This is a genomic window from Pseudomonas arsenicoxydans, from assembly GCF_900103875.1.
Classification (GTDB): Bacteria; Pseudomonadota; Gammaproteobacteria; order Pseudomonadales; family Pseudomonadaceae; genus Aquipseudomonas; species Aquipseudomonas arsenicoxydans.
The window spans coordinates 552,241-570,405 of sequence record NZ_LT629705.1; the positions used below are offsets into that span (position 1 = coordinate 552,241).

An 18,165-nucleotide genomic window follows, 5' to 3' on the forward strand; every position below is an offset into this window, starting at 1 on the left:
CCTACAAACCCAGCTGACGCTACCCACAACTCAGGTCCACTTTCGCGCGATATTTTTCTTCGCTCAGTAACTAGGCTTAGTTAAACAGGAACTTCTAATAAACCCTGAGATTTTCCTTCACTTAGTTAGCGTTATTTCGAATGGATTCGAACATGTTCAAACCAACTGTTGGCCCCATTATTGGCCACACCACAACTAATCACGTGCGTGTTTTTCTGCGCGGCGAACATCAAAATGAGTCACTGGTCTTTGCAGGCATCCGCTACCGGCGCGAAGGCGAAGTGCGTTGGTCACAAGGTGTTTTTGTCAAACTGTCCCTCCTGCGCGACATGTCCGATGTGATCGCACTCAATGATCTGGCCACCGACACCGAGTACGAATATCAAGCCGGATGGTTCAGCCCCATGAGCCCGGTGCACACCGTGGAAACGGTCCAGGAGTTACCGCTGCAATGGCCTCGGGAGACGTATCGTTTTCGTACACACTCCAGCAAAACCACGACGCCGCGGGCTTATATCGTCGGCTCGTGTCGCTACCTGAGAATGACCGCAGGCCTGCCGTCGGCACCACATCTGGGCGACCGGATTTTTGCTTCGATCGCCCAGCTTGCGCAGCAGGCCGAACCACCCATCAGCGCCATGCTGATGACCGGCGACCAAATCTACGTCGATGACTTGAACGTTATTGCGCCCGACCGCGAGTACAAGGAAATTCTCAGTAAGTATCGCGCTGCTTTTTCTCAGCCTCATATCGCAAAGTTGATGTCCGGCACGCCGACTTACATGATCCTCGACGACCATGAAATAGAAGACAACTGGCCCGCCAACAAAAGCAAGGCAGACGACTATTTATATAAAAATGCCATGGCCGCCTATGAGCTTTATCAAGCCAGCCACAGCCCGGCACATGAACTTCTGCCCAGCGGACAACCCAGTAAAAAACTGGAACAGTATTGGTATCAGTTCACCGAAGGTGACATCGAATGGTTTATCACTGACAGCCGCACCCGACGCAATCTGTCGGCTGATGATCGACGGATACTCGATGAAGAGCAGGAACAGGCGCTGTGCAAATGGCTGATCCACAGCCCGGCCAGGGTCAAATGCGTGGTCACCAGCGTGATGTTCTACCCCGACCGCAAATCGCAAGGCGACGATGCCTGGAAAGCGTTTCCGGAACAACGGCTACGGCTACTGGAAACGATTCGTACACGCCGTATCAAGAACGTCCTGTTCATTTCCGGCGATGTCCATGGCTCCCTCACCAGTCGCCTGACCCACAGCGAGGATCCAGACTTCGAAGTGCACACCATTGTGTCGTCGCCGCTGTGCAACAGCAAACTGCTGCCGTATGCCAAGGCGTCGACCTTCATGCTTGATCAGCCTCTGGCGCAAACCGCGGCCGGAGACTATCGGCATCAACTGACCAGCGACGTGATCAGCCAGGATAACTTTGCCCACCTGATCGTTGATCAGGCGCAGATACGGGTCAATTATCACGACCGCGATGGCAAGCCACTGCAATCGGTCACGATTCCTTTGCGTTAACCGCAAAAAAAATCGCAGCCCAGGACGACGCCTGTGGCTGCGATTTTTTGCGCAAAAGCATTACTTTCGGTCACTGGCTGGAGAAATCCACACCGCGGCCGACATATTCTTATAGCACTTGGCCTTCATGTCTCTTGTCAGTCAGTGTCGCAATGATGCAACCTTGCCGTAGGCAACAGTTAAGAGGGCGAGAGCCCGGCGCGATCAGCACATTCGAAGCGAGTTTCCCTCAATGAAAAGCCAACCCGATGCCGCCAGCCGTATGGTGGCCGAGGTAGTGACGCAATTGCCTGTGCCCTCGCGGCTCGGCATGCTGCGTTTCGAACGGCTGAATGAAGCTAGCTGGGCGCTGCTGTTCCTCGATCCCAATTGCGAACGACAGTTTGGTGTACCGGCCGTGGAGCTCTGTGCCCTGGTCGACTCACCTTACGCCAGCCTGATGGAGCCCGAAGCGCGCTATCAACTGCATGACGCGATTCAGCAACAACTCAGCGACGGCCCCAATTACCTGATCCGCTACAAACTGCACACCGCCAAAGGCTCCCTGAGCCTGCTCGAACTCGGCGAAGCCTACCGACAACACAATCGACACCTGCTGCGTGGCTACCTGATGGTCGTGGACGGATTGTTCGAGGAAGGACAACTGCTGCCGACGCTGGACCTGGAAACCCAGAACTCGCGCCTGCAAATTGCTCTGGAACTCAATCAGCGCGCCCAACTGGAACAACTGCAGCATCTGGATCGGGTGCGCGCCCAGCAAGATCTCATCCTGCTACTGACCCGCCAGCGCTACAGCACCAACAATTCCCTGCAAGAAGCCGCCGAGCTGATCACCCGCAGCGCCTGTGATATTTACGAAATCGACTGCGCCAGTCTGTGGAACCTCGAAGGTTCGCTGCTGGTACCGATCTCGGCCTATCACCGCGCCTCCGGGGAATATCAATTGCCCGAGCCGATCGATGTCAGCGGCTTCCCGGACTACCTCGAGGCGTTGCACAGCAGCCGCGCCATCGACGCGCACAACGCCATGCGCGACCCGCGCACCCGGCACATGGCCGAAAGCCTGCGCCCGCGCGATGTGAACGCCATGCTCGACGCCAGTATCCGTGTCGACGGCCAAGTGGTTGGCGTGCTCTGCCTGGAACAGACCGGCGCGACCCGCGCCTGGCAGTCAGACGAAATCGCCTTCGCCGGTGAGCTGGCCGACCAGTTCGCCCAGGTCATCAACAACCATAATCGGCGCACCGCCACCAGCGCCTTGCACCTGTTCCAGCGTGCCGTCGAGCAAAGCGCCAACGCCTTTTTGCTGGTCAATTGCGACGGAGTGGTGGAATACGTAAACCCCAGTTTCACGGCGATCACCCAATACAGCACCGAAGAAGTCCACGGCCAGCGGCTGTCGGAACTGCCGGCGCTGGAAAACCTCAGCGAGCTGCTGTTCGACGCGCCCTCGGCGCTGGCCAAGAGCAACAGCTGGCAGGGTGAGTTCAAGAGCCGGCGTAAAAACCTCGAACCCTACTGGGGCCAGTTGTCGATTTCCAAGGTCTACGGCGACAACCGCGAGCTGACGCATTACATCGGCATCTACGAAGACATCACCCAGACCAAACTCGCCCAGCAGCGCATTGAGCGCCTGGCCTACACGGATAACCTGACCAACCTCGGCAACCGCCCGGCATTCATCCGCAACCTCGATGAACGCTTCGCCCGAGACAGCGATACTCCGATCAGCCTGTTGCTGGTGGACATCGACAACTTCAAGCGGATCAACGACAGCCTCGGCCACCAGACGGGCGACAAGTTGTTGATCAGCCTGGCCCGACGCCTGCGCAACAGCCTGAGCCCGAGCGGCAGCCTGGCGCGCTTTGCCAGTAACGAATTCGCCGTATTGCTGGACAACACCGACCTTTCGATGGGCCAGCAAGTCGCGAACCAATTGCTCGCGACCCTCGACAAGCCGATGTTCGTCGACAACCAACTGATCAGCGTCACCGGCTCCGTGGGCCTGGCCTGCGCGCCGCTGCACGGTCGCGATCCACAGACCCTGATGCGTAACGCCGGCCTGGCGCTGCACAAGGCCAAGGCCAACGGCAAACATCAGGTCCAGGTGTTCACCGAAGCGCTGAACGCCGAAGCCAGCTACAAACTGTTCGTCGAGAACAACCTGCGCCGCGCCCTGACCCAGAATGAGCTGGACGTGTTCTACCAGCCCAAGCTGTGCCTGCGCAGCGGCCGCTTGCTGGGCATGGAAGCGCTGCTGCGCTGGAACCATCCGGAAAAAGGCATGATCCGTCCGGACCAGTTCATCAGCGTCGCCGAAGAGACCGGGTTGATCATTCCGATCGGCAAGTGGATCGCCCGCCAGGCCTGTCGCATGAGCAAAGACCTGACCGCCGCCGGCCTGGGCAACCTGCAAGTGGCGATCAACCTGTCGCCCAAGCAGTTTTCAGACCCGGACCTGGTGTCATCGATTGCCAACATCCTCAAGGAAGAAGCGCTGCCGGCGAACCTGCTGGAGCTGGAACTGACCGAAGGCCTGCTGCTGGAAGCCACCGAAGACACTCACTTGCAGCTCGATCAGCTCAAGCGCCTGGGCCTGACCCTGGCCATGGACGACTTCGGCACCGGTTATTCGTCGCTCAGTTACCTGAAAAAATTCCCGATCGACATCATCAAGATCGATCGAAGCTTCATCCATGAAATCCCGGACAACCAGGACGACATGGAAATCACCTCCGCCGTGATCGCCATGGCCCACAACCTGAAACTCAAGGTCGTGGCTGAAGGCATCGAGACCGCTGAACAATTAGCCTTCTTGCGCCGCCACCGCTGCGACGTCGGCCAGGGCTACCTGTTCGACCGCCCTATCCCGGGTTCCGAGCTGATCGAAAAGCTCAAGCGCTACCCGCGCGGCCCGCTCGTCTGACAGCTGTGTTCCCACAGGGGTAGTGCGTAACTGCCCGGCATTGGGCAAACTGCGTGTCTGACAATTACATTCAACCTGACTGAGGGGACTGCTAATGGTCTTGCGCTCGGAAATTCTGGTGAACAAAAACGTGCTCCCTACCAAAGAACAAGCTCTGCCCGGTCGTGAAACCCCAATGACCGTGCCGGAAAAACACTTCGTCCACGACGCCCCGTTGCTGGGCCCGTTCGCGATGGACGTGGATTTTGCGATCTTCGGCCTGGGTTGCTTCTGGGGCGCCGAGCGCAAGTTCTGGCAGCGCGAAGGCGTGGTCAGCACGGCGGTGGGTTACGCCGGCGGCTTTACCCCGAACCCGACGTATGAAGAAGTCTGCTCGGGCCTGACCGGCCACAGCGAAGTGGTCCTGGTGGTCTACGAGCCAGCGAAAGTCAGCTACGAAGAACTGCTGAAGATGTTCTGGGAATTGCACAACCCAACCCAGGGCATGCGCCAGGGCAACGACATCGGCACCCAGTACCGCTCGGTGATCTACGCCACCAACCCGACACAACTGGCCGCCGCCCAGCACAGCAAGGACGTGTTCCAGGTCGAACTGACCAAGGCTGGAAAAGGCGAAATCACCACTGAAATCGACGAAGCGCCGACGGTCTACTTCGCCGAGGCGTACCACCAGCAATACCTGGCCAAGAACCCGGAAGGGTATTGCGGGATTGGCGGTACAGGCGTGACCTGCCCAATCTAGCGACAGCTATAAGCGGCAAGCCCCAAGCGAAAAGCCTTGCGCTCACGCTTTTACTTGCAGCTTGCCGCTTGAATCTTGCCGCTGCTACTCAGCAATCAACCAATCCATCTGCCACCCACCCTGGGTCTGCCCAAGCTTCTTGGACAACCACGGCAGCAACTCACGCAATTCCTCTTCCAGGCCCCACGGCGGATTCGCAATCGCCAACCCGGAGCCATTCAAACTGTTCGGCGTATCCAGCGGATGCACCAGCAACTCCACACGCAACAACTTCGGCGCGCCCGTACCGGCCAGATCCTGATAAAAACGACGCAACAGACGCTGGTCCTTCACCGGATACCAGATCGCCGCCACGGTTTGACGCATCCGGCCAATCGCCTCTTTCAGCGAAGCCGCGCAACGCTGCATCTCATCAAGCTGCTCAAACGGTGGATCAATCAACATCACCGCCCGCTTCTCCTGCACCGGCAACATCGCGCGCGGCACATGCCAGCCTTCGCCCAGATGCACTTTCACACGACGGTCGCCGGCCATGTTGTCCTTGAGCAACACACCGTCCTCGGGGTGCTTCTCGTTGAGCATCACCCGATCCTGCGGCCGCGTCAGACGCCGCGCCAACTCAGGCGATCCCGGGTAATAGCGCAACTGGCCATCCGGGTTCATGTCGTGCAGCACCTTCATATAGTCGGCGGTCAACGCCGGCAAATCCGGCTGATCCCACAAACGCGCAATACCTTCCAGGTACTCACCGGTACGGCTCGCCTGATCACCCTGCAGGTCATACAGACCAATGCCGGCGTGAGTATCGAGATAGGCAAACGGCTGCTCCTTGCGCGACATCAAGGCGATGATGCGGGTCAAAGTCAGGTGTTTGAACACATCGGCGTGATTGCCGGCATGGAAGGCGTGACGATAATTCATGATTGCTCCTGCGAAGGCCGGGAAGTTTACCTTGTACGGCGCCGAACGTCAGGACCTCACAGCCGAGCGGCCACTCCACACGCTGATCGTTCCCACGCTCCCGCGTGGGAATGCCTCAAGGGACGCTCCGCGTTCCAGCTACACCGCCGGTGTCGAGTCGGGCATCGATGTGACGCAGAGCGTCACGGTTTCGCAGCTGAGCGAGCGTTCGGTCTAGCAATCGCAACCTCGTCCATCGCGTCGGAGCCGCCGAAGTCGGCGATTTTTTGATGTCGCTCATTTGGCGAGCAACATCAAGTCACACTTTGCCAAAGACCTGCCATCGTGAAGCTTACGCATGAGTGCGAAGATCGGACCGACCTGACGCCCGTAAAAATGGAGATTTACATGGGACGGAAAATGATTGGTATCGGTGCGCCTACCTCAACCGGCGGCTCGGTACTGGAAGGGAATGTCGGTATCAACATCGATTGCGCTGTAAGCACCTCCTCAATTGGACACTTGGCAAGTTGCCCAGCCTGCAGCAAAGGAAAAGGCCCCATCGTCGCGGTCGGGCCAAGAACCATTACGTTACCGGCCGGGCCGGTTGCCCTGGAAGGTGACTACGTTGCCTGCGGCTGCCCTCCACAATCCAACAAGGTGATGCCCGCTCAGTCATCTGTATATGGCGGGGCGGAACATAACAAAGCAGATTTTTCAGGCATCACTGCCCTGCTCAATAGTCCCAAGTCCATCACCGATATTTCCTTGTCCTATGGCGATGAGCAGGTTCCCGTTGAGTCAATTTCCCGGTTTTACACTGACTTGAATATTCATGTGAAAACCTCGGGTTATTTGCCCGGTGAGACGGTTACCGTCAACATTAGCGGCCCCACCGAAAAAGCGCTGACAGGGATAGTCGGGGCCAAAGGCGTAGCCATCATCCCAAATGCATTCGCAAGCGAAATCATTGACATGGAAGGGGAAGCATAATGGCCCAAGTTGTTATCAATGCCGGCGGAGTATCTTCCAGCATCTCGGTTAAAAGGCCTCGCTTCAGCACCCTGTGGAACGCATATGCAGAAGTAGGTCATAAAGGCTCAGTCGAGGTTTACGGACTTGTCGGAGGCGGAGTCGAAGCGGCAAGAGCGGAAAAACCTGATGCTTATGCGAATGCCTGCGCACTGAGGATAAGCAGAGCTTTTAATTACGGCGGATATAAAATCCCCAAAGGCACGATCATACAAAACCAGCCCATCTATCGACTGAGTGGAGCGGACCAGCTTCCCTACATAATGAAAGTGGTCGATTTTCTAGCTTTTCTTAGGCATAACTGGGGCGAGCCCGACCACACGCTGACGCAAACCAATTCAAATTTTATAAATGGAAAAAAGGGCGTCATTGTCATGGAAATCAACGGATGGAGCGACGCGTCAGGCCACGCAACCCTTTGGAACGGGAGCGTTACCGGTGACGACAGTGACTACCACAGGCAAGACAGCCACACCTATGACAATCCAAGGGTAAAGCTGGAAAAAATAAACTTCTGGGAGTTGAAGGGATGACAAACTCGCGGCTAATTGTGCTGGCACTGCTACTCGTTTCAGGGCAAGCCTTATCTGCAGAAATCAATATCGATAAGGCGCGAGAAACGCTTAAAGATTATGGATTGGCCAACTGTATTTCCAGCCAGTTCAAGGACGAGTCAGACATCAAATCTGACATTGGACTTGCGATTGGCGCCTACTCGTCGATGGGCAAAGGTCAGCATCTGATCATTCAAAACGAGGACACCCTCGAGGTCACACACGACCCTTACGCAGAAACCGAAAAATACATGCGTAATGCCTATGCAAAGACCTCATCCGTCAGCAAGCATTCTGATAAAAAAATGGTCTTTTATGGTTGCCTCGAGGTTTACAACTCCAGGGAATTCGACACATTCATTCAGTCTCAGGATCAATTCCTGCCAAAGTAGTTCATCAAAAGAAGTCAGGACGATCCTTCCTACGATCAGACAGGAAGGATCACTCTTTATTCAGTGACTAGGGGCGGGCCCGCAAACGCCGACCAATCACGTCCAACACATCACAGCCATCGCGCAATGGGATGGCGCAAAGCAAAGCGAAATCACTCAGGATGAACGACTCACATTCAACCGAACCGCGCATCGACATGTTCTCCAGCACCTGCGTAACGGCGCGAATTCGATAGTTGGCGGCGTCGTATAAAACATCGAGCGGCGCGTGGGTATCGACGAACAGCGTGGGCATGTCGGTACAGTTGCTGGTGAGGGCCATGAAGCGGTTTTTGGGGTGGGGGATTGGTTTTTCGTAGGGTGGATCTGGCGTTAGCGTTGTCATTTGTAAATTCCATGAGTATGAAAATGAGCTGCCAAACGCACCCTCCTACAGGTTTGGGTGGCAGCCATGCGCAGGAGTAGGAGTACCGAGCACTCATGAACCTCGGTCACGCCGAAGCGTGTCCCGCGCACAGCCGCCGCGAACGATCATATGGACACGAGTTAAGTGCCGCAATCAAACGACAGAGCTGTTGCATCATGAGAGAGGGCTCCTACACCCTGCCACCACTTACGCGGTGACAGCCAAAGACTATCCCTGCAACCCATCGGCCACCAGTTCATGGAAGCCGCCACAGCTTGAAGGAAACTTCCGACGAGCTTGCCCGGGAATTTCGTATTAGTTACGAGCTTTTTAAACAATACTTAAACACTCCGTAGTGCTGGCAATAAAAAAACGGGACGGATTTATTTATTTTGACCCGGAGTGTGTAAACACGCCTGCCACTCTCTTGCCACCGACTTCAGACGGAGCAGAACCCCAAGCTATCAAGATCGATCTCGGCGTAGCTCCCCAAATCGCCCTTGTAGAGATAGACCTTGGAAACTCCTAGCTCCGATTGTAGGAACTCAACAAGCTTTCTAAGGTTACCGTTTATAGACACCGGAGTCGGACGTACTACCGTTGCCCGTCCGGGTTCATCATCGTAAATTCTGATAAGAAACACATCCTCTTCGCTCTGTATGTCGTAGTTATAACCACGGTACTCATATCCAACATCGTGATCGACATCATCAAAGCGAGTAGATTTCACTATCTTCAAAGCCGGAGCCCGTCAAATATCACTCATCAACACACATGGTACGGATTTATTTGTTGAACAAGGAGTTGGAATATCGCGGAAAATCTAGTGCTAACTATTCTGAATCCTGGCCCTTACTAGCCCTCACCAAGTTGAAAAGTCCTCCTGACTCGCTTTATACAGATCATCAACCCACGCTTCGGACAATTTGACGTACACGTGCTCAAAAAACGCCTTTGGATCTTTCATTTCATTCCACCCAAGAGGAAGCGAGGAATGAGACCTCGAATCATGTTCCAAAATTTCAGCAAACACACTCGAGTCACCATCAAGAGCCTCTCCCAACACAAAGAACAAAACAAACTTGTGCCGATAACTCAACGCAGCGAAGCGCTTAACGATAAACCGGGATATTAAAAATTCTCTATCTGAAGGACACTCAGGATCGTAAGCCGACAACTCAACCCCAAGACTCTCCTCGCGATCATATATATCGAACCCACCGAGAAAATGCTCTACGCTTGGATTATATGGAACATTCAGATACGGATGCATCAGCATTAGATTTTCTCTATTGGATAAAGCGCTATAGGCTGCAGCGTCTCAAAGTCGAATTTCATTTCAAAGGCATTCATCTGAGGAATGAAACGCGGATTGGCTGGATCTAAAGGATTAGGCTCATATCCCTCACCTACATTTTCAGCCTCCACTCTTACTAACAAATTTCCTTTACTATCCTCCCCAGTAAAACGAGACATTTTTCTAGCCTCCCTTGTCATCGCTTCATTATAAGCATTCAACTGCGCTCTATGGCTTATAAACCTAGAACTTGGAACACCTCTCCACCTCTTGTTTTCACCATTTAGTTCGCAGCTAGTGGTTTGTTGCTGAATAGCAGAAACCGAACTATCTGCCCGATTCCTATACGCAGCTTGCGCCATAGCAATCCATTTTCTAATAGCTATTAATAACGTCATGCTTCAAAAACCGACCATAAAAAACACAATAAAATACTAAAAAGCAAGCAAAGGAAAAAAGGGAACAAACTTATTTGCCCAGGCGCGAAAACTCCCCCTAGTTATATTAGCAGCCGCATCTCAATCGCATTTTTCAGCCGTGTATCCGCTAGCTACTATCGTCAAAATAACATTGCATTCGCGAGCGCAAGTAAAGCAGTAGTTAATCCCGACATCCGAAGGGTCGATCAACGTCAATTCCTGCGACAATGGGGTTACATCCTTCACAAACATCTCTGACACCTCCGCCCCCACAGCTCCAACAGATTTAAAACCTAGAACATTTTCAAAAGTAATAATCCAACGCACTTCCTGCCAATCCAGAAACTCTATAAAAACGCGCTCATGTTCACACGTTATTCTTTCTATGGTGCCGTCTGAAACGGGAAATCCTGTCATTTTTAAATACCTGGATGATTCTCACCGGCAACAAAGCCAGTTCCGTGACCGAGTTGATAGCCGTCAGGCTTGACTTTGACAACCGCCTTCTTTTTATCTGCCTGACTCCAACTTAAATGTTTAGGTTTTAGCTCCAAATGATAGTGCTCACCATGATGCCTCGCATTAAATGGCCCAGCATCTCCGGGATGACTTTCAAATCTAATAATAGTGTCCGCGTTAGGTCGCCACGTCATTCTTTGACTTCCATGTTGAGTCTGTGAAATTTTGGGCTGAACGCCTAACACTTCCGTAAGCTCGTTTGGGTCTTTAGGAAATTGAGTGTAAGCCTTTGGCAGCGCTGGCCCACCTTCATAAACCTTAGCGCCAGTCGTATCATCCGGCGCCCCACACCCTGGCTTATTCGGCGGCGGGCAGTTCCCGCTCAACCCCAACGGATCAATCCACCCCGTCGGATTCGGCGTGTATTGATACTGGTTCAGCCCACCCGCCAACTTGATCGGGTCCGGCGTCAGATAGCGGCCGATCTCTGGATCATAGTACCGATGCCGGTTGTAGTGCAGGCCGCTCTCGGCGTCGAAGTATTGGCCCTGAAACCGTAGCGGTTGTTCAAGTTGCTCGCCCCCGCCGAACGTCTGGCGAGTGACTTTGCCGTAGGCGTTGTACTTTGCTGACCAGATGATCTCGCCACCAAAATCGGTCAGTTCCTGCGGTGTGCCGAGGTGGTCGAGTTGGTAGTAGAACGGGCAAGCCTTGCGCGGCCCTTTGCCGTCGAGCATGGCCAGGGGGCGGAAGGTGCCGGGTTCGTAGAGGTAGCTGCGGTAGTGTTCGCGGCTGCTTTCGGCGACGAGGTGGTCGCCTTGCCAGAAGAACTCGGTGGTGTGGCCGTCGACGGTTTTGGCGATGCGGCGGCCGAAGGCGTCGTAGCGGTAGCTGGCGGTGCGACCGTCCGGGGTGGTGACGCCGATCAAGCGGTGTTGGCCGTCGTAGCGGTATTCGGTGACGAGTTTTTGCGCGGTGCCGCGGCGTTCGCGGATCAGGTTGCCGAAGGCGTCGTAGTCGTAGTGGCGGTCGCCTTGCATGAGCAGGCGATTTCCCATGACTTTCGCGGCGCCGGGGCGGTCCTGCATCAGCAGGTTGCCGGCGGGGTCGTGGGCGAAGCTTTCCGCTGGGGTGCCGTGGGTGTGGCGGACGCGAGTCAGGCGGTTGAGTGGATCGTATTGATAGTTGCGCTGGCCGTGACGGGTGTCGGCGATGCTGTCGAGATTGCCGTTGGTGCTGTAGGCATAGTCGCGGCGATACAGCGCTTGGTGCTGCTGACTTACAGCGTGAGCCGTCAGACGGCCCTGATCGTCGTAGGCATAGTCGCTAAGCAGTTGACCTTGCTGGCGTCGCTGTTCGCGACCGAAGGTGAATTGGTGAGTGGTGAGCCGCGCGCCGTTGAGGTCGATGGCGGTCAGCGCGCCACCTTTGGCGTGGTGATAATCAAGCTTGCTGCCGTCCGGCAGACGCAGATGGTTGAGCTGGCCGCAGGCATCGTAGGCGTAGCGCAACGTGCCCCAGCCCTGATGCTCAGTGATCAAGCGATCCTGTTGGTCGTACTCGAATTCCAGTGGATGGTCGTGGCCGTCGTCAACGCTGACCAATCGGCCGAGGCTGTCATAGCGGTACTGGACCTTGATGCCGTCGGGCAGGGTTTTGACTAATAGCCGCCCTTCCGCATCCCGCTCGTACCCGGTGATCAGCTGCGAGCCGTCATCACCGAATTCGGTTTTCTCCAGCAGATGGCCGTTGAGGTCATACGCGTACGCCGTGCGCTGCCCATCGAAGCCGGTTTCCTGTCGGATCAATCCGCCGGGGGTGTAGTCCAGCCGGTACTTTTCGCCGGATTCGTTTTCGATTTCTGTGAGCAACAACTGCGCATTGTCGTAGCGATACTTCAGCTCGGTGCCGTCGGCATGGATGCGGCGGCTGACCAGGTGCAGGTCGTCGAGGTATTCGTAGCGGGTGACGCGGCCCAGTTCGTCGCGTTCGGCGGTGATCTTGCCGTAGGCGTTGTAGCTGTAGGCACGACTCGCGCCGGTAGGAAGAATCGTCTGGATCAGTCGGCCAACAGCATCCCATTGCGACTGGGTGACCGCGCCATGTTCGTCCTGACGGGTAGTCTGCCGACCCAGTGCATCGTAGGAAAAGCGCCGCTGACCGCCGTCCGGCAGCGTTTCCTCCACCAACTGGCCCAAGCCATTCCAGACAAACACATGACGGCTGGTATCCGGGTAGCGGATCGACAGCAGCTGACCGTTGTCGTCGTAGTGGTAATGGGTGACCTGCCCGTCAGGATCGGTCGATTCGGTGACATCGCCCTGGGCATTGCGCTGATACTTCCACACCGCTTTACCGCGATAGCGTGCGTGCAGGAAACCGTTGCGGTACTCGTAGGACGTTGGCTCGTCTTCTGGCGGAATAAGCGCCACCAGCCGTCCGACTTCGTCGTAGCGGTACTCGGTCACCGCGCCGAGCGGATCCTGCTCGGCAATCAACCGGCCCTGGTCGTCGTAGGCCTTGAGCTGTTCACCGCCGCCCAGGTCGACCTTGCGCACCAGCCGTGCACGATCATCGTGGACATAAACCTCTTCGCTACCATCGATGTTGTGGACCGTGACGCTGCCGTCGTCATCCCAGACATACCGCGCGTCCATCTGTGAAAACGACGCCCAGTGACGGATACATCGCGCCGCCTTGCCGGACCGTTCCCACTCCCAGAAGAAACTCGCCCCACCGGCCAGTTGCCGCTGCAGAATCACGTGCTGGTCGTCGTAGTCGTAGCGTTCGCTTTCGCCGGCGGCGTTGCTGGCTTCGATGAGTTGATCGCGCTCGTCGTAGCGATAACTGACCAGCGTCTGCTCGGTCTTCCAGGGTTTATCGAGCGTCTGGGCCGGGACAAAAATCTGGTAGTCGACTGCGATCAGATGGCCGCGTTCATAGCGCAACAGCAAGGCGCGGCCGGCGCCGTTGTCGAGGCGTTTGATGCGGTCCTGGCGGTCACGGGTGATGCGTAGACGGTTGTCGTATCCGTCGCTGATCGCTGTCAGAAAACCATTCTGAAAGTGATAGAAACGCGCTTCATCGCCGGCTTGGGCGAGGATCAGTTCATCAGGCTGATCACCCAGAAAAATCGCGGCGCGCGAGAGGCTGTTGTGTATTTCCGGGCGCGCGCTGTTCGGCAGCGGGAACGTGGTGCGACGGTTTTCGTGATCGATCCAGACGACGCTGTCGCCGTCGATTTCCAATCGATGGGACAACGAATGACTCCAGCCGAAACCGAGGCCGCAATCGATGTCGGCGGCGCTGGTGCGGTAGAGCCGGGTGAAGTCGAACGGCAGGAGGCCGTCGAGCGTACCGTCGGTGAGGGTCAGCAGTTCTTCGCCGGTGACCATCGACACCGGGCATTTGTTGGTGGCGGTTTTGTCGGCGGAATCGGCGGGGTCGCCGTTGGGGTTTTTCGCTTGATCCGGGGCGTTGTCGTGGTGTTCGGTTTGCTTGAGGGTGGTGTTGCGCTTGGCATCCCAACGCAGTTGCATGCGACCCTTTTTGAGACCCGCAGCCACACCGCGCGCGGCGACCGATTTGTATTGGTCGACGTACTTCATGAAGGTGTTGAGGATATTGAAAGTGGCCTCGACGAAACGTATCGCGAGATTGGCCAACACCATCCCGTACTTGATTCCACGAAGCTTCAAATAGGCCACGGCTACGGGCATGCCGACACCCGTAAAAACCAGCGCCGAAGCAATCAAAACATCGATCAGCACCGAGACAATGGCATTGCTGACCGCCCCTGCTGTGGTACCCACAACTTCACTTGGCGGTAACGCCGAAAACCAAAGACTCGCGGCACGAAACAGCAGGCAAAGCGCCGCCTCATCACTAGCAAGCAACAAGGCTTTTTCCATCGCGGCGGGGGATTTCTTCGCCAGCTCGATAAGTTGCTGCGCACTGCTGCCTAGTCGCTCAAGGTGAGCGCCAGGATTTTGAAGGATGTCAAAGACGAGACTTAAACCGTCCCAAACTCCCATGACCGCCGCCCAACTTCCCGCCAGCAGTCCGTTACCAGCGGCGGCAAAGGTCGAATGCGACCATTGTGGTTTGAAGCCTTCCCACTCTTTGCGCAGCCAACTTTCCAGTTCTTGGGTCAGGCCATCGTAAGAGGAGAACAGATCCTCAATTTGAGCCGGCGTAACTTCACTCTGAACATGAACACGGTAGAACTTGCCGGGTGTCCCTACGAACTGCCCTTTACCGTACTCATCGAGCTTGACCGGTGTGCTCTCGCCGCCATCCATGGCAATCACATCAACCGAAATATTCCCCAACGGAATGTCATAAACCGATTCGAACTTGCTCTCGATCTCCAGAATTCCGTTCGCAGGACACCGCGCCAAACCCGAGAAAAAATCGTCGTCGCGACTACTCACCGCTGTCGTCGTATCGCCAAGCTTTATCTGCCGCTCCATGTCCAACAGCGAAGGCATGTCCATCGCCCGGCTGACCTTGTCCGCATTCCGGCTCAAGAATTCGCCAAGTTGCTGGCGATACAAAACCAGCGTGTCTTTAAACCCGTCGAGCTCCTGCTCGATCCGTACGATCTGATCCATCAGTCCAGCTCCGTTATCAGGTAATCCACCAAGGCTGATTTCGGTGCCTGAGGCAGGTCCGGCGTCTGCAAGAAGAGCGCGACTTTGTGCCGCAATACGCTCGGCGAAAACGCCTCATAAAGATCAGGTCGGTCCTCGCTCAACCACATCAGCAAGTTGTTGATGCGGGTCGTCGAGGACTCGTCAGCGAGGTGTTCAAGCAGCAATGCAGAAACTTCCCACCACGGAAAAATCCTGGAAGTTTTAAGCGCACTACCGCCGATTTCGAGCGACTGGCCGTTAATCAAAATGCGGTCGATCACAGGCATTAACTGCGCGGCCCCAACCTCGGCAGACTGAAGAATCGGCAGCAAATAACGCCCGTCCCAGAACCGAAAAAACACCGCGTTTCCATTAGGTAAAAGCACTTGAGTGAGGCTGCGCAGATGCTCGACCAGCACGTCTTGAGAGGCAGAAGAAACCGCCAGCCAACCCCAATCCCGAGACTCGGTGCTGGCAACCCATTCCAGAAACTCACTGCCCGCAGCGACGATTCCGACATAGGGCATGACGGGTTCCCACTCGGCGTAGGCGGTGTCAGCCCAGATCGGGCTCGATGCCTGAACGGAAATCGAGCGCTGCCGCGCTTTGAACGGCTCAGCCGCGCTGGCATTACTGAAGATCGCGAAGAGTTGTTCCGACGGTTTCAGCGGATGCTGTTCCAGCCATTCATAAGGCGACAGGCAATCAGGCTGCACAGACACCGTCCTTGCAGCGCTCGCATTCCTCACAGAACGGCGCATCGCTTTTCAGGCTGAGGATCTGCGCGGCACTCAGCAATGCGGCCGGGGCGGCGACGAGTTTCAATGGCGTGTCGGGCGAGGCAGGTGCTGCCGCCATGGCCGGCATCAATGCGCCGCCCACCTGAATCGGCACGCTGCTGAAAATCCCGCCGGGGCCGATGTTGATCCACTGCCCGCCGGCCTGAATCGTCGCGCTGGCACCGCCGTCGATGACCACTTGCTGGCCGGCGCTGACATGAAATTGCTGGCTCGCATTCAGTGCCTGACTGGTCACACGAATGTGCCGATCCCCCACCACCACCAAGTGATCATCGAGCCTCACTTCGGTCTGGCGTTGGCCATGAGTAATGCGCTGCTCGTCAGCCTTCAGCTCATGGCGAGCCATGCCGGTGACGACAATGCTGCGGGCGTTATCGACCTGCAGCTGTTGATCGTTCAACACGTGTTGAGTCCAGTTTCGCTGGGCACGCAGGTAGATTTCCTCGGCGCCCTTGCGATCCTCGATGCGCAATTCGTTGTAACCGCCGCCACCGGGACTGCTCTGGCTGCGAAAAATGCTGCGGGTCTTGTCGGCGGGCAGATCAAGCGGCACCGGTGTTGCCGCATTCGGCAGGCAACCCATCACCAGCGGTTTGTCGGCATCGGCGTCGATAAAGCCGACCAACACTTCCATGCCGACTCGTGGAATCAGCACACTGCCGTAATGGTCATGGGCCCAGCCAGTGGCCACCCGCAGCCAGCAACTGGAATGCTCATTGAGTTGGCCCTCGCGGTCCCAGGCAAGCTGAACCTTGACCCGGCCGAACTCGTCGCAATGGATTTCGCTGTCGACCGGACCGGTGACTACGGCAGGTTGATAGCCGAGCATCCGAGGCTTGTCCGGGCCCAATGGCGGGCGAAAGGAAACGTCCCACGGCGTCGCCAGAAAGGTATTGCGATAACCCTGGAAATCATCCGGGTCGTCGCTGGTGGCTGACTCTTCCAGTACCTGCGGCTGCCGGCCACGGTGTTCGATTGCGGTGATCAACCACAGGTCATTCCAGGCCTGGTGCGGGTGTTTGGCCAGGTGCAGGAAATGTCCACTGACCAACGCAGAATCGTCGCCCTTACCTTCGGCCTGACGGAAGTCTGCGTTATGCCGCTCCAGCGCTCGTTGCGTCAGCTGTCTGCCATGCTCGCGGTCAGTGAACTGCCCGGGAAAGTGGTAATCCTCCAGCACCGGGCGCTGTTCGCTGTCGACACGGTTTTCAAGGGAAAGACGCGGCTTCTGGAAATCGTAATCACGGCGGGTTACCGCAGTGGGACGGGTTTCCAGGCGCACGTTGAAGCGCTTGATGGCCGGCGCGTCTGCCGCCATGCCGCTGCCCGGCAGATATAGCGTTGACTCGGGCAGACGAGGGAAAACCGTCTGGTCATCGCCGAAGACCAGCAGGTGGCCGTCGGGGCTGTGCTGGAAGTGGTAGTGAATGCCGATCTCGGCACACAGTCGCTGGATAAACGCGAGATCGCTTTCGGCGTATTGCACGCAATATTCGCGAGGCGCGTAGTCGCTGCCGAGCTGAAACTCGAACGCATCGCGCTGGATGCCGTGGTCCTTGAAGACCTGCGCGATGATCGCCGGTACGTTTTTGTGCTGGAAGATTCGCTGGTTGATGCGCTGACCCAGGTAGGCCAGTCGCGGTACGAGGCTGACCTGGTAGCCCGTCAGACGCTTCCCGGAATCGCTTTGCCCGACCCGAAAAATCTGACCGTGAATACCGGAACCTTGTGCATCGAAACCTTCTGCATCAAAACTTAGAAACGCCTGACGATGCAGCAGGTTTTCAAGCTCGATGTCCGGTCGCTCGCTGACCAGTTCGAGGTCAAAACGGTAGGGTTGGCTAATGGCTTCCGTGCCCGTGAACTCAAGTACCTTGAGCTCATTCTGGACGCCGTCGATGGTCAACGTGAAACGCGGTTGATTGGCAGGAGCGAACATCCGATGTGTCTCTGCAGAATGAAGGCGGGCGATTCTGCATGAGCAACAATGGGTGTTGAGGGAGGGACAGGAAAATCAGATTTGCCCTACTTTTTTAGAGATTTTTCCCTCAGAAATG

Annotated in this window: 15 protein-coding genes; 7 read left to right on the plus strand and 8 right to left on the minus strand. The window is 56.2% G+C overall.

The annotated features are described in order from the left end of the window. The first annotated feature begins 152 nt into the window (after positions 1 to 152). The 3 genes from BLQ41_RS02460 to msrA all read left to right on the plus strand — a co-directional run bounded on the left by BLQ41_RS02460 (position 153) and on the right by msrA (position 5,215). Positions 153 to 1,547, plus strand: coding sequence for an alkaline phosphatase D family protein (locus BLQ41_RS02460; protein ID WP_090176421.1), 1,395 nt, complete (start codon positions 153 to 155; stop codon positions 1,545 to 1,547). Between the two features lie 232 nt (positions 1,548 to 1,779). Then, positions 1,780 to 4,473 (plus strand): sensor domain-containing phosphodiesterase, encoded by a 2,694-nt coding sequence (locus tag BLQ41_RS02465; protein ID WP_090176423.1) that lies wholly within the window; start codon positions 1,780 to 1,782, stop codon positions 4,471 to 4,473. Between the two features lie 94 nt (positions 4,474 to 4,567). Beyond that, positions 4,568 to 5,215, plus strand: a complete 648-nt coding sequence (gene msrA / locus BLQ41_RS02470; protein ID WP_090176426.1) for a peptide-methionine (S)-S-oxide reductase MsrA — start codon at positions 4,568 to 4,570, stop codon at positions 5,213 to 5,215. 84 nt (positions 5,216 to 5,299) lie between these two features. Here the strand turns inward: msrA and BLQ41_RS02475 are convergent, their stop codons facing one another. Next, positions 5,300 to 6,136, minus strand: a complete 837-nt coding sequence (locus tag BLQ41_RS02475; RefSeq protein ID WP_090176429.1) for a 23S rRNA (adenine(2030)-N(6))-methyltransferase RlmJ — start codon at positions 6,134 to 6,136, stop codon at positions 5,300 to 5,302. On the opposite strand from BLQ41_RS02475, the gene BLQ41_RS02480 reads away from it, so the two are divergent. From BLQ41_RS02480 to BLQ41_RS02495, 4 genes are all read left to right on the plus strand, one after another. Then, positions 6,135 to 6,353, plus strand: coding sequence for a hypothetical protein (locus tag BLQ41_RS02480; protein ID WP_090176432.1), 219 nt, complete (start codon positions 6,135 to 6,137; stop codon positions 6,351 to 6,353). The genes BLQ41_RS02475 and BLQ41_RS02480 overlap by 2 nt on opposite strands. Positions 6,354 to 6,460: 107 nt before the next feature. Further along, positions 6,461 to 7,108 (plus strand): PAAR domain-containing protein, encoded by a 648-nt coding sequence (locus BLQ41_RS02485; protein ID WP_231997085.1) that lies wholly within the window; start codon positions 6,461 to 6,463, stop codon positions 7,106 to 7,108. Next, positions 7,108 to 7,680: a type VI secretion system amidase effector protein Tae4 gene (locus BLQ41_RS02490; protein ID WP_090176439.1), complete on the plus strand. Its 573-nt coding sequence runs from the start codon at positions 7,108 to 7,110 to the stop codon at positions 7,678 to 7,680. Before BLQ41_RS02485 ends, BLQ41_RS02490 begins: the two co-directional genes overlap by 1 nt. Continuing rightward, entirely contained in the window at positions 7,677 to 8,093 is a 417-nt protein-coding gene (locus tag BLQ41_RS02495) for a T6SS amidase immunity protein Tai4 family protein (RefSeq protein ID WP_090176442.1), read from the plus strand. The genes BLQ41_RS02490 and BLQ41_RS02495 overlap by 4 nt, the downstream gene beginning before the upstream one ends. A gap of 67 nt (positions 8,094 to 8,160) precedes the next feature. On the opposite strand, the gene BLQ41_RS02500 is transcribed toward BLQ41_RS02495, so the two are convergent. The 7 genes from BLQ41_RS02500 to BLQ41_RS02535 all read right to left on the minus strand — a co-directional run bounded on the left by BLQ41_RS02500 (position 8,161) and on the right by BLQ41_RS02535 (position 18,047). Further along, complete coding sequence (locus BLQ41_RS02500; protein WP_090176444.1) at positions 8,161 to 8,478, minus strand: hypothetical protein; 318 nt, start codon at positions 8,476 to 8,478, stop codon at positions 8,161 to 8,163. An 883-nt stretch (positions 8,479 to 9,361) separates the two neighbouring features. Then, entirely contained in the window at positions 9,362 to 9,778 is a 417-nt protein-coding gene (locus BLQ41_RS02510) for a hypothetical protein (RefSeq protein WP_090176450.1), read from the minus strand. After that, positions 9,778 to 10,194: a hypothetical protein gene (locus BLQ41_RS30790; RefSeq protein ID WP_231997086.1), complete on the minus strand. Its 417-nt coding sequence runs from the start codon at positions 10,192 to 10,194 to the stop codon at positions 9,778 to 9,780. Before BLQ41_RS30790 ends, BLQ41_RS02510 begins: the two co-directional genes overlap by 1 nt. Before the next feature lie 120 nt (positions 10,195 to 10,314). Beyond that, the gene (locus tag BLQ41_RS02520) at positions 10,315 to 10,632 is read right to left on the minus strand and encodes a hypothetical protein (RefSeq protein WP_090176454.1); all 318 of its coding nucleotides are present in this window, start codon (positions 10,630 to 10,632) and stop codon (positions 10,315 to 10,317) included. A 2-nt stretch (positions 10,633 to 10,634) separates the two neighbouring features. Further along, on the minus strand, positions 10,635 to 15,287 hold the full coding sequence (locus BLQ41_RS31285) for an RHS repeat-associated core domain-containing protein (RefSeq protein WP_090176457.1): 4,653 nt from the start codon (positions 15,285 to 15,287) through the stop codon (positions 10,635 to 10,637). Then, positions 15,287 to 16,024, minus strand: coding sequence for a DUF4123 domain-containing protein (locus tag BLQ41_RS02530; RefSeq protein WP_090176459.1), 738 nt, complete (start codon positions 16,022 to 16,024; stop codon positions 15,287 to 15,289). Before BLQ41_RS02530 ends, BLQ41_RS31285 begins: the two co-directional genes overlap by 1 nt. Then, positions 16,014 to 18,047 (minus strand): type VI secretion system Vgr family protein, encoded by a 2,034-nt coding sequence (locus tag BLQ41_RS02535; protein WP_090176463.1) that lies wholly within the window; start codon positions 18,045 to 18,047, stop codon positions 16,014 to 16,016. Before BLQ41_RS02535 ends, BLQ41_RS02530 begins: the two co-directional genes overlap by 11 nt. Positions 18,048 to 18,165 lie beyond the last annotated feature (118 nt).